Source organism: Acinetobacter geminorum (assembly GCF_013009345.1).
Taxonomy (GTDB): Bacteria; Pseudomonadota; Gammaproteobacteria; order Pseudomonadales; family Moraxellaceae; genus Acinetobacter; species Acinetobacter geminorum.
In genome coordinates this window covers 1-18,949 of the sequence record NZ_JABELE010000020.1, presented here as the reverse complement: position 1 = coordinate 18,949, position 18,949 = coordinate 1, and the positions used below count along the sequence as shown (strand labels likewise).

Below are 18,949 nucleotides of genomic sequence, written 5' to 3'. Positions count from 1 at the left end.
GTCTTGCCTACATCATGAATTTCACGATGCTCAGATACCGACTTTTTAATAAAAGCGTATTGACGATATCTGACACATAACATTGCTGTTATGTTTGGAGGAGGCTACTCCCCTTGTCAAACTAAATTCTGTTTTGGATAAAACATATCCAAGTACACATAGAATGGCAGATTTTTTTGTATTACGCAACTGAACTTAATGTTGTAGTTCTAATGCAAAAAGATCTATGGATTATTTAATCAATCCGCGATCTAAAAGCGGTTTGCATATAATTTGGTAAAGGTGAATACAGAATGTGGTCAAACTTGTACCGTAAGCATTCCAGAAGTAATAACCTGCTGTATTGACTAGTAGTGCGACAATAAAAGCCCCTAACATGTCTAAAGGGAAATGCACACCTAAATAAATACGTGACCACGCCACTACAAATGATAAAAATAAAAGAATAATTCCAATTATTTTGCGCTGAGCAAACAAATAAGACAGAGCAATAGTGCTGAAAATCAGCATGTGATTACTTGGAAAAGATGCCGTTGGTGCATGTTCAATAAACGTAGTACCCACACCCATTACAAACGGTCTGGAGTGATGGTAAAACAGAGAAATAACATAACCGACTAAAAGCGAAACACAGGTTAAAAAGACAGATTTAATAACCCTATTTTTTAAATCTTGATCGCCATAAAACCATAAAAATGTAAGGATGAATAAAAGAATATAGAGGAGATCATTAGCGAAAAAGATAGCAAGACGAATGATAAATTGACTCGCATCCTGAGCTCCATTAATCACATGGAATAAGCTAAGGTTGAGTGTTTCTAAAGACATTCATATTCCAAACAAGAACAAAAACGTGAGCTATGATAAAGAATTAAGCTTAAGGTCTTGATAAAGAATTGTCACAAAAATGAAATATAGCTCGTTTGTGAGTAAAGATTAAACAGCAGGTCTAGATAATTTTTAATGCGTGTTCTGGCCGTTAATATTAAAGTGTTAACGTGTTGGCACTTTATTCGAGAACGTTATTTTATGACTACTCAAGAAAAACAGAAAAAATTAAGTTTGAGGCCTTTATCTCCAAGAGATCCAAAACAGCCGCATAGAGCAGCAACTCCCCTCGAATTATTGTTCGATTTGATTTTTGTGGTCGCGATTGCAACAGCAGGTCAGCAGTTACATCATGCAATTATTGAAAATCATCTCTGGCATGCGCTACCAAGCTACCTGATGGTATTTTTTGCGCTGTGGTGGGCATGGATGAATTTTTCATGGTTTGCTTCGGCTTACGATAATGATGATGCATTGTATCGATGCCTTACCTTTGTACAGATTGTAGGTTCATTGGTGATGGCAGCGGGTATCCCTGATGTATTTCGTAGTCAGGATTTTGATGTAATCATTATTGGTTATGTGATCATGCGAATGGCCTTAGTGACTCAGTGGCTCCGAGCTGCAAAATATGACCCAGAAAGGCGTATTACAGCTTACCGCTATGCTGTAGGCATTGTCTTGGTTCAGGTAGGTTGGTTAGTTGCTAATTTTGCACACATACTTTCTATTCCTCTATTTTTATTTTTAGCAGTGATGGAGCTATTTATTCCCATCTATGCAGAAAAATATAATCCAACGCCGTGGCATCCTCATCATATTGTAGAACGTTATGCCTTACTCACAATTATTGTGTTGGGTGAGTCGATTGTCGGTAGTTTTAATGCTATACGTGATGCTTTAGCCGCTCAGTCAATGAATATCCCTGCCATTTTCTTGATGGTCGGTGGATTGATGTTGATGTTCGCAATGTGGTGGGCTTATTTTGATCGTAGTGAGCAACACCATCATGTAAAAGGTGTACGCCCATTTGTTTGGGGATACGGTCATTATTTTGTTTTTGTCAGTATTGCTGCGGTAGGTGCTGCGCTTGCTGCTGCCGTTGATGTTACAACTCATCATGCACATATTTCTGATTTATACATGGGAATAGTCGTTGCGGTGAGTGTGGTGCTTTATACCACCTGTATTTGGATACTTTATGAGTTTCAGTGTTTATCTGGAATCACGAAATGGTTTTATCCAATCACAGCGCTCATTATTTTATGTATTCCGTTTATTTGTAATAACGTGGGATATAGCGTTTTTGCGATGGGCATTGTCTATAGTTTACGTTTAATGGTTTCCAATAAATTTATGGCCAATATAGAGCCAGAAAAGGTTTAAAAGTCACTGATATAAAAAATGGGTTTCAATTTGAAACCCGTTTTTTATTGAATCATCTAAAGCGAAATTTAAGCAGCTTTTGCTTTTAATGCGCTCATTAATTTTTGATGTAAGCCACCAAAGCCACCATTAGACATAATTACAACGGCATCGCCCTCACCTGCTTCATTGACAATACGCTCAATAATTTCATCAAGTGAACGGCTCACTTGAGCATGGTTAGAAGCAGCTTCAATCACTGGTTGTAAATCCCAATCTAAGCCTTCTGGCTGATACCAGATGACTTCGTCTGCTAAGCGTGCTGAGTGTGCTAAGCCATCTTTATGACTGCCCATACGCATGGTGTTTGAACGTGGTTCAATAATGGCCCATAAACGGCGTTCGCCTAAGCGTTTGCGTGCGCCATCTAAAGTTGTGTCAATTGCTGTTGGATGGTGAGCAAAGTCATCATAGACTTCAATACCATTGACTGTGCCTAACAACTCCATACGACGTTTTACACCGCCAAAGTTAGACAAAGCTTCACAAGCTTGTTCAAGCGTAACACCTACATGTTGAGCGGCTGCAATCGTGGCCAAAGCATTCGCTACGCTATGTTGACCAGTCATGCTCCACTTCACTTCGCCAACGACATTGCCATTTTCGAGTATTTTAAAATGGCTGCCATCAATTGAAATGAGTTCGGCAGACAAAGCAGCTTTTTCATTTGCTTCTAAACTTGTACGAATTACTGGTGTCCAGCAACCCATTTCAAGCACTTCATCAATATGCGTTTCAGTAATCGGCGCAATAATACGGCCTTCACTTGGAATGGTACGCACAAGATGATGGAACTGTTTTTGAATCGCTGCTAGGTCATCAAAAATATCGGCATGGTCAAATTCAAGGTTATTTAAAATTGCCGTTTTTGGGTGATAGTGAACAAACTTAGAACGCTTATCAAAAAAAGCAGAGTCATATTCATCGGCTTCAACACAGAAGTATTTTCCACCGCCTAAACGAGCACTTTCACTAAAACCAAGTGGAACACCACCAATTAAAAAGCCCGGATTTAAACCAGCTTGATCAAGTACCCAAGCCAACATGGTCGTAGTTGTTGTTTTCCCGTGAGTACCTGCTACACCAAGGACATGTTTGCCTTGTAAAACATGATCTGCAAGAAACTGAGGGCCAGAAATATATGGTAAGCCTTCGTTCAGCATATATTCCACAGCATCAATACCACGTTTCATGGCATTGCCGACAATAACCAAGTCCGGATGAGGCTGTAAATGACTACGATCATAGCCTTGCATGAGTGTAATGCCTGCATTTTCTAACTGGGTAGACATCGGTGGGTAAACGTTTAAATCGGAACCGGTTACCTTATGTCCTAAATCACGAGCCAAAAGTGCTAAAGAGCCCATAAAAGTGCCACAAATACCCAAGATATGCAGATGCATTGCTCGCCTTCTCCACTGCTTTTGTACACAACATTAAAATGAATTGCTGTGTGTGCATTATTGATAAATTTGCCAGCAACGATAGCAAGGCTAAACTCGAAAAGATAGTCAAAAATCGTTGTTGTTCTATGTGTTTGAGGCCCGGATAAAACTACAGCTTTATTTTTTGGATTTAAGCTGAATTACAGTTTTATCTTTTATAATATTTTGTATCGTTAAAATACTTAAATCATCGTGATGATGAAGGATGTGCCTTTGAGCCCAACGGTTTTAGCTTTTACGCTATTAATTATTTCTAACTGCTTTATGACACTTGCATGGTATGGGCATCTTAAGTTTTTGCACCATGCCCCACTCTGGCAAGCAATTCTATTCGGGTGGATTATTGCCTTACTTGAATATAGTTTTATGATCCCTGCCACTCGTATGCTAAGCGCACAAGGCTGGTTACTCGGTGAAATGAAGATCACTCAAGAAGTGGTTACCCTAGTTGTGTTTGTGCCATTTATGATTTTCTTGTTTAAGCAACCCTTTAAACTCGATTACTTATGGGCAATGTTATGCCTATTTGGTTGTGTTTATTTCGTATTTAGAAGCCAGTAAAAATTAATCAAAATCTTGTTTTCGGATAGATCGTTGTTAAATCCATCGGATTCATGCTTTTTCCTCATAAACTTGGGCTTTGGGGTGAGTGAAAAAACAGCTATAATATTGGCCTCATCTTTTTCTCTCATGCTTGGCTTGGTACAAGTCGAGTTTTACCATTTTACGCTTTGGAAATGCCAATGAACGCGGTCGCAACAGATACCCAACCTTTAGTCGGAATTATCATGGGTTCCCAGTCCGATTGGGCAACGCTTGAACATACTGCCAATATGCTTAAACAGCTTGGTGTCCCATTTGAAGCGGAAGTGGTATCTGCTCATCGTACTCCAGACCGTTTATTTGAATATGCCGAAACTGCGCGTGATCGCGGTATTCAAGTGATTATTGCAGGCGCTGGTGGTGCTGCGCACTTACCAGGTATGTGTGCCGCAAAAACTGACTTACCTGTGTTGGGTGTACCAGTTAAATCATCAATTTTAAATGGTGTAGATTCATTACTTTCAATTGTACAAATGCCAGCAGGTATCGCAGTGGGTACTTTAGCGATTGGTCCAGCTGGTGCGACCAATGCTGCGATTATGGCTGCACAAATCTTAGGTTTAACTCGTCCAGAAATCGCAAAAAATGTTGCTGATTTCCGTGCTGCGCAAACTGATAAAGTTGCAAGCAACAATATTCCGGGTCAGGTGTAAGAGGCTGAAATGGATAAAACTATCGGTATTTTTGGTGGTGGGCAATTGGGCCGTATGATGGCGCAAGCAGCTTTACCATTAAATATTCAATGTACTTTTTTTGAAGCAAATACAGATTGTCCAGCAGGTGTTTTAGGCCAAGTTTTTTCTAGTCAAGATGAGCAAGGTTTAAAGCAGTTTATTGAAAGTGCTGATGTTTTCAGTCTTGAGTTTGAAAATACGCCAGTTGAAGATGTTGATGTTTTGACACAAACCAAAACATTGCACCCTCCCCGTGTTGCTTTAGCAACTGCGCAAAATCGTTTGTCAGAAAAAGCATTGTTTGATGAGCTTACTATTCCTGTTGCGCCGTATCGTGCTGTAGATAGCTTAGAAAGCTTGAAAAAGGCTGTGGCTGAGCTTGGTTTACCGATCGTGCTTAAGACTGCAACTGGTGGATATGACGGCAAAGGCCAGTTTGTACTTCGTTCAGAAGACCAGATTGATACTGCTTGGGCTGAGCTTGGTCCTGCAAAAAGTCTAGTTGCCGAAAGCTTTGTTAAATTCTCTCGCGAAGTTTCAATTATTGCGGTGCGTGGCCAAAATGGTGAAGTAAAAACTTGGCCTCTGGCTGAAAACCATCATCATAATGGTATTTTATCGCATTCAATTGTTCCGGCACCAAATAGTGAAGCTTTGCAACCTGTTGCTCAAGACTACATTACACGTTTGCTGAATCATCTCAACTATGTTGGCGTGCTGACTCTAGAGCTATTTGTAACAGAACAAGGTTTGTGTGCAAATGAGATGGCACCGCGTGTGCATAACTCAGGCCACTGGTCAATTGAAGGCGCGGTCTGTTCTCAGTTTGAAAACCATATTCGAGCTGTTGCAGGTTTACCATTAGGCTCAACAGACGTTGTTCGCCCAACGGTTATGATCAATATCATCGGTCAGCATCCTAAAACTGAAGATGTACTTGCCTTAAATGGTGCTCATCTACATCTTTATAACAAGTCTGAACGTGCTGGCCGCAAATTAGGCCATATCACTTTAATGCCTGTGGATAGTAATGAATTGACGAATTTATGTCGTCAATTGGCAGAAATTTTGCCAGAACCACTCGCTTTAACAGCAGATATGACCCTCTAAAAGTAAATTTAATACTCTAAAAAGCGATCTTCGGATCGCTTTTTTTATCTTTTAAATTTAAAAAATAATAGAACATTCATATTTTTGGGTTATGGATAACTTTAATTGGAACTTTTGAATTTAAAATTAGTTATCCACAAAAGTATTTTTAAATTTAAATGAGAGAGTTGGATGTATCTTTTTAAATTCAAAAATAGAAGTCAATTGGTATGAAGTTTTGAATTTAAAAATTTTGGCTGATTTTAAATTTAAAAATACGGATTTCTGTGGTGACTGGCTCTAACCTGTAATAAATAATAAGGTGATATAGAATAGAATTAAGGGGTAGAGGTGTTTTGGCTGTATTGTGGATAAAGTTATCCACAACAAGGAGAGGTTTGTATTTTAAATTTAAATAAGTACTTTTGAATTTAAACTCGAGTGCCGTTTTTGAATTCAAAACTAATAATTTGGATCTAGAGAATTTTAAATTCAAAAATAAAGTAGAAAATTTGAATTTAAAATATGGGAAATGAATTTAAAGTAGAGAGTATGAATTTAAATTTACGTTTTCTCTCTGAAATTTTGGACTCATAATGGTATGGTACTTACAAATTTAAATTTAAAAATCGAACTAGGATAATATGCGACGTTTTTCTTGTATTGTTGGCTCTGTATTTTTAGCGATGACTCAGGCTCAAGCAGAGCTCGTAATTAATGGTTCTACAATATCTAGCAGTGCTACTGTTCCAGTAGTGACGAGCGGAGATTATACGCCTAATAATAACTTCCAAAGCTGTTTGGCAAATTTACGTTCTCAAGCAATTGCTGCTGGAGTATCGGGTACCACTTATGATCGTTATACCCAAAACTTGACCCCAGATTATTCAGTTATTGATAAATTAAACTATCAACCAGAATTTTCGACACCAATTTGGGATTATCTTTCTGGTCTAGTTGATGAAGAGCGCGTTGAGCTTGGTAAACAAAAACTGGCGCAACATCGAGATGTTTTAAACCGTGCTTCTCAAACTTATGGTGTGCCGCCGGAAACAATTGTAGCAGTGTGGGGGGTTGAAAGTAATTTTGGTGATATTTCTGGAAAATATCCTTTATTACAAGCACTCGGGACTTTAAGTTGTGAAGGGCGTCGACAAAGTTATTTCCGCACTGAGTTTTTTGCCACTATGCGTATTTTACAACGTGGTGACTTAACCGAAGATCAATTGAAAGGTTCATGGGCTGGGGCATTTGGCCATACTCAATTTATGCCATCTACCTATGAACGTTTAGCTGTTGATTTTGATGGAGATAGTCGTCGAGATTTAGTGTCGAGTACAGCTGATGCGCTGGCTTCAACAGCTAATTTCTTAAATAAAGCAGGTTGGCAAACAGGAATGCCGTGGGGTTTTGAAGTCAAAGTTCCCCAAGGTATGTCAATTGATGGAGAAGGGCGACGTTCAAAGAAAGCTTTAAGTAGCTGGAGTGCACGAGGGGTAACCCGAATTGATGGTTCTCCACTTGTTCAAGGAGCTTTATCTGGCAATACTTCAGCGGGTTTAATGGCACCTGCAGGTGTAAATGGTCCAGTATTTTTAGTATTTAAGAATTTTGATGCTATCTACAGCTATAACGCTGCGGAAAGCTATGGACTTGCGATAGCACATTTATCTGATCGTATAAAAGGTGCTGGTCCATTTGTTGCGTCTTGGCCAACTGATGATCCAGGAACTTCACGTGCAGAACGTCGTGAAATCCAACAGTTTTTGATTAATCGTGGCTATGATATTGGTGCAGTTGACGGCCTTATTGGAGATAAAACTCGCGTAGCTATTCGTCAGGAGCAAACTCGTTTAGGTTTAAACCCAACGGGACGGGCAGGGCAACAAATTTTACGTGCATTCCGTCAAGAACAAGCTCAGAAAATGATGCAATAATCTGAAAATAATAAAAAAGGTCTGCTCATGCAGACCTTTTTTATAGGTACTTATATAAGATGATTACTCTAATTTAACTGCTTCCAAAATATCAAAAATAACTGACGTAACATCTTGGCTTAAATCACGATCATTAAAGATTTCATACGCAGTGATCGTGACATCAGTATCACTTGGTAATTGCTTTTGCTCTTCTTCAATTAAATGTTCAATCGGTAACAGAGTCTGTTTTACTTCAAGATGAAGAATATCTTTATATTCGATATTTTCATCCTCAAGCTCGATTTCATGCTCATTGAAAAAGGGAATTAGAATAGAATGGAGATATGGTTTAATTTCAATAATATCAAACAGTTCAATATCGCGAGTCTGTTCAATTGTGCTGATATGATCATTTACTTCAATCAGGATATGATAATAACTCATCTTGATCTCCATTCTATTTTCGTTAGCTCTTATGACCACAATAACATGACTTTGATATCAATTTCGATGTATCTACCTAGAAATAGATACATCATTTTATATCAAGCTTTTAATTACTGAGGTAAATTACTTAATAGATCACGGTCAGCATCAGTAAGGCCAGTGATTTTTTTGTCACCATCTTTACGTACTGAGTACATCAATGCATTTGGTTGATCACTATGTTTTAAACCAAGTGCATGTCCTAACTCATGAGCAATCGTTAAACGTAAATCATCAATAGACTTAAACTCATAAATCACAATTTGTTTGCCGTTGTAGATACCTTTTTTAAAGACATCCGCTTGAGCATTTTGCTTAAATTGGTTCAATGAATTATTAAACTCATTATTAATCTGATTAAAATGAGTAACTTTGACATTTAAGTCTTTAGCTTGCTGATTATATGCAGCAATTTCTTTCTTTAAAGCAACAGTTTGTTTTTGCAACTCTTTTTGAGTTTTAGCCAGAGATTTGGCACTATATTCAGGTGCTAATTTTCCTTGGTTAAGTTGCATCATTTGCTGGTCAAAATTTTTCAATTTTTCGTTCAAAATCTGCTTTTTACTTTCAAGGTTAGACTGAGTTTGACTTAAAGTTTGCTTCAATTGCTTAATTTGTTGCTGTTCATCAATTACACGTTGCTGTTCTTGTTGGAACTGAGCTGCGATTTTTTGACGCTGTTCAGAACGGCTTTGGCTATTATCGTAAACTAAACGAATTTCTAATTTTGCATTTGGATCATAAGTAAAATAATCATGTCCAGTGCCTTGTTTCCAAATGTCCGCAGCTTGTTGACTAATTTGAATCAACTGGTCTTGGCTTAAACCAAAACGTGGATCAATATCAGCAATTTTATAAGTCAAATGTTGACCTGTTGTTTGCTGGATTTGAGTATGAGCTGGAGTCGCAAGATTAGCATTAGCCTGAAAATTAGAAAAAGCGAAGGCTACGCCTAATAACAAAGATGTTAAACGCATAATCGAAGGGGGAGATTTAAAAAAAACGTATTATAAGAATATAAAATGAAAAATCAATCAAAAAACGTACGATTTTGATAAATAAATGAGACTTTAGTCTCATTATTTTTTGCCAAATGCCAAATTATTTTTTAGAAAAAATTTAATATATCTAATTTTATTTAGTTTTTTTAATTATTTAACTTTAATGATTTTTACTTAATTGGACCTATAAATTGATCCTAATAAATCTAAATCTGAATCTGTTAATTTAAAGTTATGAATATCTTGCTCTTTTAAATATGGATACATTAAAGATTTTGGGTTGGTAGTATGTTTTAGACCTAAAGCATGCCCAAGTTCATGAGCAAGGGTCAAGCGTAAATCATTTAAAGAAGCATAGCCGTAAATCTGGATTTGGTTTTGACTGAATAATCCTTTATGGAAGGGTTGAATACTAGTTTTTTGCTCTAACTTGAATTGTGTTTTTAAGGCACTTAAATCACTTTGCTCTCGATTTAGCTCTTTAATCTTTAAGTTAAGTGCTTGAATTTTAAAACTTAGACTGTTGGATTCATTGCCTAAATTTTCTGATTTTTGCTCTAGTTGTTTTTGCCATTCTTTTAAATTATTGGCACTAGAGTAATGATGTTCTCCTTGATTAAAGCGCGTTACACCTTGTTGATATTGTTCAAACTCCGCTTTTAGACTGGCCTTTTTCTTGTTTAAATCACTTGATAGTCGAGCAATTTCTTGTTTATTTAGAATAATTTCTTCATTTTTAATATGCCATGCTTCCTGCTTTTGCAAAAGTGCATCCAAATTGTTTTGTTGTTCATCTTTAAATATTTGATGATCATCATAGATTAAGTTAATTGACAATTGAGCCTGTGAGTCATAAATAAAATAGGTCTTTCCAGTTTCTTTTTGCCAGATTTCAGCAGCTTGCCGACTTACCTCAACTAGTTGTTCTTTAGTAAGTTGAAACCGCGGATCAATAAAAGCAATTCGGTATTTTAAAGGCTGATGAGATGAATGAATTAGCAGATTGCTTTGAGCAAAAAGTGTTGTTTGTAAGCCCATGCATAAGCATAAGCTCAATCCCCACCATAGAAATTTTTTCATGGCAAAAAAAATATAAATAAATCTTATTGTTAGCTACTTAATTTAATTCGTCAAAATGATAAAAATCTCAATAGATTAGGTGGCGTTTGTGATATTGATCGAAAAATTAAAAAAGATGTTCTCAGACTTGGCAATAATCAAATAATTAATGTAGTAAATAACAGTGGTTTTTTAATAGAAAAATATTATTTAAAATTAATTATTTAGTTTTTATCATTGATCTTTCTGACAGAAATATTTGGATAATATCATTAAAAATCTTATTGTTAATTTTTGTAACCAATAAAAAACCGCGCCTAAGCGCGGTTTTTTATTAAAGAAACAAATTATTTTTTGTCATCTTTAACTTCAGTGAACTCAGCATCTACAACGCCATCATCTGCTTTTTGTTGACCCGCATCACCACCTTGGAATGCATTTGGATCAAAACCTTCAGCACCACCAGCTTGTTGCGCTTGTTCATAAGCACGTTGAGTGATAGGCATCAAGATGTTTTGTAAAGCTTCAGTTTTTGCTTTGATATCTTCTACATCATTTTCTTTTGTTGCTGCTTCAAGTTCAGAAACGGCAGTGCTTACAGCTGTTTTTTCATCTTCAGTAACTTTATCACCAAGATCTTTAACAGCTTTGTTCGAGCTTGAAATTAATGCATCAGCTTCGTTACGAGCTTTTGCAAGTTCTTCAAACTTACGATCTTCTTCAGCATTCGCTTCAGCATCTTTAATCATTGCTTCGATTTCAGCATCAGACAAACCTGAGTTCGCTTTAATCTGGATCGATTGCTCTTTACCAGTGCTCTTATCTTTAGCAGATACTTTCAAGATACCATCAGCATTGATGTCGAAAGATACTTCAATTTGTGGCACACCACGTGGAGCAGGTGGAATGTCGCCTAATTGGAAGTTACCCAACAATTTGTTTTGTTGAGCCATCTTACGTTCACCTTGGTAAACTGAAATGTCTACAGCAGGCTGGTTGTCAGCAGCAGTAGAGAACACTTGTGATTTCTTCGCAGGAATCGTCGTGTTTTTCTCAATGATTGGTGTTAATACACCACCCATTGTTTCAATACCTAAAGTTAATGGTGTTACGTCTAATAAAAGAACATCAGTTTTGTCACCAGACAATACCGCGCCTTGAATCGCAGCACCGATAGCAACTGCTTCGTCAGGGTTCACGTCTTTACGTGGCTCTTTGCCAAAGAATTCTTGTACTTTTTGTTGTACAAGTGGCATACGAGACTGACCACCAACCAAGATCACGTCAGAGATGTCAGATGTCGAAAGACCAGCATCTTTAAGCGCGATTTTACAAGGCTCAATTGTACGAGCAACTAAATCAGCAACTAAACCTTCAAGTTTCGCACGTGTTACATTGATCACTAAGTGTTTAGGACCAGTTGCATCAGCAGTGATGTATGGAAGGTTGATTTCAGTTGCATTTGATGAAGAAAGCTCGATTTTTGCTTTTTCAGCAGCTTCTTTCAAACGTTGTAACGCAAGTGGATCATTTTTCAAGTTCACACTTTGTTCTTTCTTAAATTCTTCAACTAAGAATTCAATTAATGCGTTATCAAAGTCTTCACCACCAAGGAAAGTATCACCGTTTGTTGATAACACTTCGATTTGTTGGTCGCCATCAAGGTCTGCGATTTCAATGATTGATACGTCAAAAGTACCACCACCTAAGTCGTAAACTGCAACTTTACGGTCGCCTTCTTTTTTGTCCATACCGAACGCAAGTGCAGCAGCAGTTGGTTCGTTAATGATACGTTTAACGTCTAAACCAGCGATTTTACCCGCATCTTTAGTTGCTTGACGTTGAGCATCGTTAAAGTAAGCAGGAACAGTAATAACTGCTTCAGTAACTGTTTCACCTAAATAGTCTTCTGCAGTTTTCTTCATCTTTTTCAAGATTTCAGCAGAAACCTGTTGAGGCGCTAATTTTTTATCGTTGACTTCAACCCAAGCATCGCCATTGTCTGCTTTGATGATTTTATAAGGTACAAGACCGATATCTTTTTGTACCGCTTGATCTTCATAACGACGACCGATTAAACGCTTGATAGCGAATAATGTATTTTTCGGGTTAGTTACTGCCTGACGCTTAGCACTTTGACCTACTAAGATCTCGCCATCTTTATAAGCAATGATCGATGGAGTTGTACGTGCGCCTTCAGCGTTTTCGATTACTTTTACTTTATCGCCTTCAAGTACAGCAACGCATGAGTTGGTAGTACCTAAGTCAATACCAATAATTTTTGCCATGTGACGTTTTCCTCAAAAATTCTTTTGCAATGTTTTTGCTTGTTATCCGATATGAGAGTGAATCTATTTTTTTCAAGCGTTTTAGCGAAAAAAAATCTAAAAACTCTCAAAAAATTATTTATTGACCAACCATTACCATAGCAGGGCGCAATAAGCGACCATTTAATGTATAGCCCTTTTGTAAAACGCTACCGATTTCATTCGCTTTAGCATTTGGGTCAATACCTACAGCTTGATGTAAATCTGCATTGAAGCCATTTTTTGTATCAGCTTCTACAACACCAAATTTTTCAAGTGTGGTTAACAGCGACTTCAAGGTCAGTTTAATACCTTCAAGTACTGGCGTTTCTTCATCACCAGCCGCTTGAATTGCACGCTCTAAATTATCAACAGAATCTAGTAATTCTTTTGCAAATTTTTCAAGCACAGTCTCTTTATGCTTGTCAGACTCACGTTGAATACGCTCTACACTTTTTTGTGCTTCGTAAACTGCATTCGCAGTACGTGCTTTTTCAAGTTTTAGGCTTTCTTCTAATTTGGTGATTTGCGCTTGTAAAGATTCAACGGTAACGTCGTTTGCTTGCTCTACACCTTCAGCCTGAGTTTGCTCATTAGATTGCTCTGCTTGCTCGTGTTGAATGTCTTGAGCTTGCTCATTTTGCTCATTAGCCATTGATGATCTCCGTTTAAATGGGTTTTTAAACATGTACAGTCCTTTTGGCATCAGCATTTACTGGGTAAAACCTGAACTGCCATGCATATGCTGTAATTCATTAATAGGGATGAAGTATGGGCATTGCCTAAAAATTCAAGCGTACACGGCAATTTAAAACTTTTAATTTTGCGGTTTTAAGTAAAAATCTAAATTTTCGATCATAAAAGCAATAAATTCTTGCGTTATTTTGGGTAAATGTTGCCTTGAAGCATATACCACCGACAAACTTAATTCAGGAGCTGAAAAGTTTTTAAATAAAGGAACTAATCGTTTTTCTTTTAAATCTTTTTTAACTAATAAAGTAGGTAACATTGCCACACCTTGAGCATGTACACACATGTCATAAACAGCATTTACATCATTACTTTTAAAGGTGACGTTCAAAGCATAGTTTTGAGGCTGCTGTTCATTATCAAAAAGAGTCCAAAATTGATGTTGGCTATGGTGGGCTAAACATTCATGTTGAATCAGTTGCCTTGGATGGGAGAGGGGGCTGTGTTGCTTTAAATAATCAGGATGAGCGCAGAATACAGATTCGATTTGACAAACTGGTCTCGCAATTAATCCATCTGCAACTTTTTGCGTTATACGTAAGGCTAAATCGACCTGCGCATCAATTAAGTCCATTGTATTTTCAGTCAGATATACATCAAATTGAATATGCGGATGTTGCTGTTTAAATTGGCGGATACATTCTCCAACCCCTAATTGAAATAAAAATAAACCGCAGGTAAAACGAATCGTACCATTATGTTGTTCAGGTGCGGCTAACTCTTGTAAAAGTTGCTGTTGTTGTAAAATATTTTCGCAGTAGAGGAGGGCTTTTTCACCTGCTGGGGTGAGAGATATTTTTCGGGTATTTCTTTGAAATAGTCGAGTTGAGAATGTGTGCTCTAGGTGCTCAAGATAGCGAGAAACCATTGCACGGGAATAATTTAGATGTTCGGCAGCTTTGGTTAAATTGCCATGCTGAGCAATAGAAACAAAGACGTGTATGGCTTTTAATGTGTCCATATGTTTTATCATTATTACAATATATGCAACAGTTTATCTTAATTTAGTGCATTTACCTCACAAGAATTGCAATTTAAAGTATTTCTCATGAAATTGGAGAATACATAATGAAATTTTTTAAATTAACTGCTTCAGCCCTAGCAACTGCGACTGCTTTAACGGTAGCTTCCTCAGCTTTTGCGCAAGATTTGAAAATCCAAAGTTTTCTGGCTAAACCCGAACATTTCGGTGTGACTTCTACTTTAATTGAAGGCGATAAAGAAGTTCTATTGGTGAATGCACAATTTTCAAAATCTGAAGCATTACGTATTGCTGCTGATATTCTCGATAGCGGTAAAACACTAAAGACAATTTTCGTAAGTTATGGCGATCCGGACTATTACTTTGGCTTAGATGTATTTAAACAATACTTCCCAAATGTACAAATCATCGCTACACCGGAAACTGTTAAACATATTCAAGATACTCAAGCGCTTAAAGTGAAGTATTGGGGTCCACAAATGGGTGCAAATGCGCCTAGCCAAATTATTGTACCTCAAGCTTATACTGCTAAAACTTTAAAACTAGAGAATGAGTCGATCGAGATTAAAGGTAAGAAAGAACTTACTTATTTATGGATTCCTTCTTTGAAAGCTGTTGTAGGCGGTATCCCAGTATCTTCAGGTATTCATTTGTGGATGGCAGATACACCAAAAGTTAAAGATCGCAATGAAGTGATTCAAGCTTTAGAAAGTATTAAATCACTCCAACCTCAAACAGTTGTTCCAGCTCATATGGTTGAGGGAGGTCCACAAGGTTTAGATGCGGTTAACTTTTCTATCGACTATCTCAAGAGCTATGAGAAAGCGATTAAAGTAAGTAAAAATGCGAGTGAGCTAAGTCAGCTCATGCAGAAACAATATCCAACATTAAAGAGTGTGGATAGCCTAGAGCTAGGCGCAAAAGTTGTAAAAGGCGAGATGCAATGGCCGTAATTTAAATCGAAACGCCATCAATTTTTTAAAAAAGCCGTGGTTCATCCCCGGCTTTTTTTATGAAATAAGACATTTTCAAGTAAAAAGTCTCTGTAACATTCTACGCACCTTATATAGCGTTTCTATAAAGAGAAAATTTTTAACGAGAGTAAAAGGCTAAGATAAAAATTAGAAATTGATAAAATTAAACAAAAGCTTAAGTTATAGCTTCTATATAAAAGGTAGAGGTGCGGCTAAGGAAGAGGTTTTAATAAAAAATTGCACAATTTGTACTTCTATTACTACAAAAGACAACCAATGATACGCACGCCAGAAAAAAAAATTGTGAATTATAGGCAGCGCGAAGATGAACTTTGCATTTAAATGTTTGTCGTAATGAAAGGAAAGTGATTATGAAAAAATTAGGTCTTATCTCTGTAGTACTTGCTGGTGTTGCTTTTACAGCTGTTGGTTGTGCATCTGAAGCTGGTTTAAATGCATCAGGTTCAGCTCAAACTAGCGCTAGCCCATCTGGCGTACAAGCTGGTGTGGGTGTAGATGCTGGCGTTTCTGGTCAAGCTCAACCAGGTCAAGTTGATGCTGGTGCTTCTGGTTCTGTTTCAGGTTCTGCAACTGCTCAGTAATTCTTAGCGATAAGAACAGTTAAAAGGTTATAGAGTGCATATATTTAAGATGCCAATTTATATATGAAATGAGCTGCTACTCATTATTCTATAATCAAGAGAATGTGGATTTCTCAAAAAAGCCCCGAAAGACTTATCTTTTGGGGCTTTTATGTAGTCATAAATTTAATCATCATGACGATAATCTCGACGGTTGTTATGGTCACGATCCTCTACTCGCTTCTTATCCCACTCGTGGCGTTTTTTATCCTCCTGATGGCGTCTTTTTTCCCATTCACGACGTTTTTTGTCTTGTTCGCGAGCATCCTTACGTTGTTGTTCGTATATTCTTTTACGCTCTTCCCAACGTTTTCGTTCCCAGTCACTATATCGACGTCCATCATTGCGGTCATAGCGATCATCATCATGATCATGGTAACCGTAACCACCGCGGTAATAAGGATCATCTGTATAAGCTACACAGCCTACAGTTAAAAGACTGGTTGCTAATAAAGTAACAACTAGTTTTGCTGACATAGTAGTACCTCTTTTTATCTGTTAACAATAATTGGCAAAAAACTCCTGCTTGAAACGACAGATTTGTTAATGACATTTGCTATAAATCAGATTAGCGTAGATTGGTTTTTACCTTTGTATCTTGATTACATGAGTTGTATGCGAATATAGTCAAACAACAAAGAATTCTGTAGAAAATATGAAGGATAAGAGGAATTCATGGAGATAGGCATGACAGCATTTAATCAAAAAATTCAAACATTGCTAGATAAGGGCCAAGGGCCTGCTGCTCGAGCTCTTGATAAGTTACCTCGATTAGCTCAAGAATCACTTGCCAAAATCCTTGGATATGCCTACCAATACCCAGATCTCGACTCATTTACTAAATGTATGATGGCCGTACAAATCAAACAGGGGCGTATTGGTTTTATTGGTCCAGATCCTATTGAGTCTAGACGGCAGTTTGATACACAAATGCTGGCTATACGCCAGAAATCAACGGAAATTGATTCAGTAGAAGACATTCGTTTACCGCTCCAAAGTGGAACTGTTTTCGCAAGACACTATCATCCGTCCCCGAATAAAAAATTACCTCTTATTGTTTTCTATCACGGGGGAGGGTTTGTTGTGGGTGGTTTAGATACTCATGATGAGGTTTGTCGTATATTGGCAAAATATGCAAAAGTACAAGTTCTCAGTATTGATTATCCTCTTGCACCTGAAGTTTCACCTCAACATTTAATTCAGTCATGTGAAGATGCCTTAGCTTGGGTATATCAAAATCGCAGACAACTAAAAATATTAAAAAATCGTATTGCTGTAGCAGGAGATAGTGCTGGCGGAAATATCAGTACTGTTGTGGCTCAACGATCAGTAAACAAACCTTATGTTCCACAAGCACAACTTCTTATTTATCCTACAGTAGATTTTAAAAGTCGACATCCTTCTTTCTATGCTTATAACGAAGGATTGGTTTTAACAGATAATGATATTAATTATGTCACTCAATATTATGCAACTCAGCATAATATAGAATTAGATGATCCAATTATTTCTCCAACCTATGGTAATTTGAAAAAGAACCCACCAGCTTTCGTGATTACGGCTGGTCATGACGTATTGCATGATGAAGCGAAAATTTATAGCTATAAGCTAAGACAAAATGGCGTCAAAATGCATTATGAAGAATATCCAGACCAAACCCATGGTTTTATAAATTTGACACCTATTTCTAAAAAGGCAAAAAGATATACTATCGAGATCAGTAAGAACTTCAGAAAGTTCTGGGATAAAAATAGTTAAACAAAAGCCTAGTCCATGTTTCACGTGGAACGTGGACTAATAGTCAAATCTGAAATATAAAGTGCTAAATAAAAGATAATAAATACTCACTAGAATTCTTTTATATAGATGATTAAATTTATTCTTCATTAAGTTTTGCATTTTATTGTAGGAAGATATGAAAAAATTATTAATGTTATGTTGTTTGGGTATGAGCAGTCATTCAGTATGGGCTGACACTTTGGTTGAAATGCAAACAAATTTAGGCAATATTGAAATACAACTTTATGATGATAAAGCACCAAAGAGTGTGAAGAATTTTAAAGACTATATAAAGTCAGGCTTTTATAAAGATACGATATTTCACCGTGTAATTCCGGGCTTCATGGTGCAGGGTGGTGGCCTTACTGCAAATATGCAGGAAAAGACTACGCGAGCACCTATCAAAAATGAAGCTGGGAATGGAATTGCTAACACACGAGGAACGCTGGCAATGGCTCGTACTGCAAATCCTGACTCAGCTACTAGTCAGTTTTTTATTAACGTTGCAGATAATAATTTTTTAAATCGTTCTGCTGGTAATCCGGGTTACGCAGTTTTTGGAAAAGTAATTAAAGGAATGGATGTGGTTGACCGTATTGTTCAGGTCCCTACATCTAACTATGGCATGCATCAAAACGTACCAAAACAGTCTATAAAGATAGTAGATATAAAGTTTAAAACTCTTCAAAAATAAATTAACTATATAAATCATATATTTGCTTATTTTTGAGATTTTTTTTGGCTGAAAAAGAACCGGTCGAACGTGCATATTTATAAAAGTGCTTGCGTACCAGTTTTTTTTCCCTATAATGCACTCATCCCGACGCGATACACGAGAATATCTTAGCTCACAGGGTTAAGATGAAAGCTTAGTGTTGCGTTGAATTCTGTCTCTGACGAAGAGCAGAAAAATCATTAAGAGAATTGAAGAACAACTTGTGTGGATTTTTACTGATTGATTAATCGAAATAATTTTCATTGATTGATT

Annotated in this window: 17 protein-coding genes and 1 pseudogene; 9 read left to right on the top strand and 9 right to left on the bottom strand. The window is 37.1% G+C overall.

The window, feature by feature from the left end; translation table 11 throughout:
- Positions 1-231: 231 nt before the first annotated feature.
- Positions 232-828, bottom strand: a complete 597-nt coding sequence (locus tag HJG58_RS16245; protein WP_017481218.1) for an undecaprenyl-diphosphatase — start codon at positions 826-828, stop codon at positions 232-234.
- 135 nt (positions 829-963) lie between these two features.
- On the opposite strand from HJG58_RS16245, the gene HJG58_RS16240 reads away from it, so the two are divergent.
- Complete coding sequence (locus tag HJG58_RS16240; RefSeq protein ID WP_069036312.1) at positions 964-2,214, top strand: low temperature requirement protein A; 1,251 nt, start codon at positions 964-966, stop codon at positions 2,212-2,214.
- A gap of 68 nt (positions 2,215-2,282) precedes the next feature.
- Here HJG58_RS16240 and mpl read toward each other — a convergent pair whose 3' ends face one another.
- Complete coding sequence (gene mpl, locus HJG58_RS16235) at positions 2,283-3,656, bottom strand: UDP-N-acetylmuramate:L-alanyl-gamma-D-glutamyl-meso-diaminopimelate ligase (protein ID WP_069036311.1); 1,374 nt, start codon at positions 3,654-3,656, stop codon at positions 2,283-2,285.
- A gap of 240 nt (positions 3,657-3,896) precedes the next feature.
- Between mpl and HJG58_RS16230 the strand changes: the two genes are divergently transcribed.
- The 4 genes from HJG58_RS16230 to HJG58_RS16215 all read left to right on the top strand — a co-directional run bounded on the left by HJG58_RS16230 (position 3,897) and on the right by HJG58_RS16215 (position 8,001).
- Positions 3,897-4,259, top strand: coding sequence for a DMT family protein (locus tag HJG58_RS16230; protein WP_075384089.1), 363 nt, complete (start codon positions 3,897-3,899; stop codon positions 4,257-4,259).
- A 182-nt stretch (positions 4,260-4,441) separates the two neighbouring features.
- Entirely contained in the window at positions 4,442-4,954 is a 513-nt protein-coding gene (gene purE, locus HJG58_RS16225) for a 5-(carboxyamino)imidazole ribonucleotide mutase (RefSeq protein WP_000994663.1), read from the top strand.
- A gap of 9 nt (positions 4,955-4,963) precedes the next feature.
- Entirely contained in the window at positions 4,964-6,085 is a 1,122-nt protein-coding gene (locus HJG58_RS16220; protein ID WP_032038269.1) for a 5-(carboxyamino)imidazole ribonucleotide synthase, read from the top strand.
- 623 nt (positions 6,086-6,708) lie between these two features.
- Positions 6,709-8,001, top strand: a complete 1,293-nt coding sequence (locus tag HJG58_RS16215; RefSeq protein ID WP_069035710.1) for a lytic murein transglycosylase — start codon at positions 6,709-6,711, stop codon at positions 7,999-8,001.
- A 63-nt stretch (positions 8,002-8,064) separates the two neighbouring features.
- Here the strand turns inward: HJG58_RS16215 and HJG58_RS16210 are convergent, their stop codons facing one another.
- The 6 genes and pseudogenes from HJG58_RS16210 to HJG58_RS16185 all read right to left on the bottom strand — a co-directional run bounded on the left by HJG58_RS16210 (position 8,065) and on the right by HJG58_RS16185 (position 14,546).
- Positions 8,065-8,439, bottom strand: a complete 375-nt coding sequence (locus HJG58_RS16210) for a hypothetical protein (protein WP_014207668.1) — start codon at positions 8,437-8,439, stop codon at positions 8,065-8,067.
- Positions 8,440-8,540: 101 nt separating this feature from the next.
- Positions 8,541-9,549: pseudogene (locus HJG58_RS16205) on the bottom strand (M57 family metalloprotease).
- A gap of 95 nt (positions 9,550-9,644) precedes the next feature.
- Positions 9,645-10,550 carry a matrixin family metalloprotease gene (locus tag HJG58_RS16200; protein ID WP_170249642.1) on the bottom strand — a complete coding sequence of 302 codons (906 nt, stop codon included), beginning with the start codon at positions 10,548-10,550 and terminating at the stop codon, positions 9,645-9,647.
- Between the two features lie 326 nt (positions 10,551-10,876).
- Positions 10,877-12,817, bottom strand: a complete 1,941-nt coding sequence (gene dnaK / locus HJG58_RS16195; RefSeq protein WP_002115449.1) for a molecular chaperone DnaK — start codon at positions 12,815-12,817, stop codon at positions 10,877-10,879.
- A gap of 118 nt (positions 12,818-12,935) precedes the next feature.
- Positions 12,936-13,490, bottom strand: a complete 555-nt coding sequence (gene grpE, locus HJG58_RS16190; protein WP_002115470.1) for a nucleotide exchange factor GrpE — start codon at positions 13,488-13,490, stop codon at positions 12,936-12,938.
- Positions 13,491-13,652: 162 nt separating this feature from the next.
- Positions 13,653-14,546, bottom strand: coding sequence for a LysR family transcriptional regulator (locus tag HJG58_RS16185; protein WP_069037334.1), 894 nt, complete (start codon positions 14,544-14,546; stop codon positions 13,653-13,655).
- Positions 14,547-14,653: 107 nt separating this feature from the next.
- Here HJG58_RS16185 and HJG58_RS16180 point away from each other — a divergent pair, with 107 nt between their 5' ends.
- A complete protein-coding gene (locus HJG58_RS16180) occupies positions 14,654-15,520 on the top strand; it encodes an MBL fold metallo-hydrolase (protein WP_069037333.1) in 867 nt (288 codons plus the stop codon).
- A gap of 392 nt (positions 15,521-15,912) precedes the next feature.
- Positions 15,913-16,143, top strand: a complete 231-nt coding sequence (locus HJG58_RS16175) for a hypothetical protein (protein ID WP_000733015.1) — start codon at positions 15,913-15,915, stop codon at positions 16,141-16,143.
- A 165-nt stretch (positions 16,144-16,308) separates the two neighbouring features.
- Here HJG58_RS16175 and HJG58_RS16170 read toward each other — a convergent pair whose 3' ends face one another.
- On the bottom strand, positions 16,309-16,659 hold the full coding sequence (locus HJG58_RS16170; protein WP_069037332.1) for a hypothetical protein: 351 nt from the start codon (positions 16,657-16,659) through the stop codon (positions 16,309-16,311).
- Positions 16,660-16,869: 210 nt separating this feature from the next.
- Between HJG58_RS16170 and HJG58_RS16165 the strand changes: the two genes are divergently transcribed.
- Positions 16,870-17,940 carry an alpha/beta hydrolase gene (locus tag HJG58_RS16165; RefSeq protein ID WP_069037331.1) on the top strand — a complete coding sequence of 357 codons (1,071 nt, stop codon included), beginning with the start codon at positions 16,870-16,872 and terminating at the stop codon, positions 17,938-17,940.
- A 157-nt stretch (positions 17,941-18,097) separates the two neighbouring features.
- Entirely contained in the window at positions 18,098-18,655 is a 558-nt protein-coding gene (locus tag HJG58_RS16160) for a peptidylprolyl isomerase (RefSeq protein ID WP_069037330.1), read from the top strand.
- The last annotated feature ends 294 nt before the right edge of the window (positions 18,656-18,949 follow it).